Genomic DNA, 1,119 nt, shown 5'->3' on the forward strand with positions numbered 1-1,119 from the left:
ACACGACGCGCCAATACTGCCCGCACACCCCTCCGCGTCATGCCTGACCAGCGGGAATCACACGATCACGCCCGGATTGATAACGGCTTCTGAGAGCAGCAGTCAAGATCACTTGGCAGACGGTCAAGGTCACCTGTCAGAGGAGTGCGCCACGAAGTACCACACGATCGAGTGGAGGTGAAAGACCTTCTCCGCCGGGCCGTCGCAGCGGTCTGGTGAAGCAGGGGGGGCAGCCTGATCCGGGGAACGCCGGGGAGGGCGGCAAGCAGCCCCGGACAACGGCGGGACGTGCCGGGACTACCGGACGGTGCGGGTCCGTCTAGCGAGGTCAGAAGGTGTAGCGAGAGCGAACCAGTGGTTGAAGCTCCGTAAGCATGTGGCCGGCTCAAACCTGGTGGATACGGGCCGGTGTGCAGTGCGTGACGCGGCCGTCTTCGGACGGACGGTCAACTCCGAAGCCGGGTTCCTCTTCCGGTGAGGAGGCCACGTTGAAAGCCTGCGGCGTAGACGTGGCGATGCTGCCGGAGTAGAGCTGGGCACCTCCCTGACCAATCGATCGAGTGGTGAACGTGGGAACCATCCGCGGCCGCCCGAGCCGCTGCACAGCCAGTGCGGTGGTGGGCAGGTCCGTTGCCGACTGATGGCCGTGGGTGGGGCGGAGGCCCCGTAGTAGTCGCGGGAGTAACGACCCGTCATGGAGGCCGGGAAAGCCGGTCGCAGGGCCAAGGGGGCCAGCAAGTCGGTGACTGAAGTACTGGAAGGTCAGGAGGTCATCGCCGGTGAACACCGACGATCTGGAGTCAGCCTTGTTCGGGGCTGAGCTGCGGGTACTGGATATCCAGACCAAGCTGCACCGTTGGGCTCGTGATGATCCTCATCGCAGGTTCGACGACCTGTTCAATCTCGTTGCCGACCCGGGCTTCCTTCTGGTGGCCTGGGATCGGGTGCGGGGAAACAAGGGTGCACGTACTGCCGGGGTGGACGGACGCACGGCGTCGTCCATCGCGCTGGGGGTGGGTGTCGATGAAGTTCCACCCCGTGGTTGGACACCTGGACACTGGGACGTGTGAGCCCAGAGGAAGCAGTGCCAGGTGGGAACCAAGAGCAACATGAGTAAGC

General features: G+C 64.3%; 1 protein-coding gene. It reads left to right on the forward strand.

Going from position 1 to position 1,119, the window contains the following annotated elements:
- Positions 1-779: 779 nt before the first annotated feature.
- Positions 780-1,070 carry a hypothetical protein gene (locus ACWC9T_RS41995; RefSeq protein WP_449826274.1) on the forward strand — a complete coding sequence of 97 codons (291 nt, stop codon included), beginning with the start codon at positions 780-782 and terminating at the stop codon, positions 1,068-1,070.
- The last annotated feature ends 49 nt before the right edge of the window (positions 1,071-1,119 follow it).

Source organism: Kitasatospora sp. NPDC001159 (assembly GCF_053598235.1).